This is a genomic window from Treponema sp. R8-4-B8 (assembly GCF_054786175.1).
Genome location: NZ_BDHE01000266.1, coordinates 1 through 577 on the forward strand (window position 1 = coordinate 1; position 577 = coordinate 577).

A 577-nucleotide genomic window follows, 5' to 3' on the forward strand; every position below is an offset into this window, starting at 1 on the left:
GAGCCGCCACAAAAGACGGCGCGAGTGCCTACGAAAACAATTTCCGCAACCCGGCTTTCTGGAGAGACTTAGGTTTCTTAGACAAAGACTGGATTTTTTCCACCACGGTCAGTATGCGCCATCCCATTCTGCGGACAAGAGACGGGTCGGAGATGGGGGGACAGAGGTAGGGGAAGCAAAAGAGTACTTGACTTTTTTCAAAATATGATATATACTAATGATATAAATGGGATGGGGAACCCGTCCGGCGGCTGTCGAAAGGCAGTCGCTTATTTTTTGGGGAGTATCACCAACCCTTCTTGAGTAAATTTTTCTTTTATTATTTCCCATGCCCTGTTTGACTGTTCAGGATGGAGCACATGAATACCAAATTTATAACTACTGCCGTTATTCTATAATCTAACTCTGTCATCATTGCATTTAAATCTGTTTGGAAAGAATTACGCACATCAGCATTAGTAAGGAAAGAAAATCTTTTTTCTGCTTTTCTTATTTCTCTTTCATGGAAAATAGTACTCACATCAGGAAAATATTTAAGTTTCAATCTTGAAAATCTTGGCAACAAATGATCACAATA

General features: G+C 40.2%; 1 protein-coding gene. It reads right to left on the minus strand.

What is annotated here, in order from left to right:
* Window positions 1–319 precede the first annotated feature (319 nt).
* A partial coding sequence (locus ACYVRA_RS08310) for a hypothetical protein (RefSeq protein ID WP_461252259.1) occupies window positions 320–577 on the minus strand: 258 nt, incomplete at its 5' end.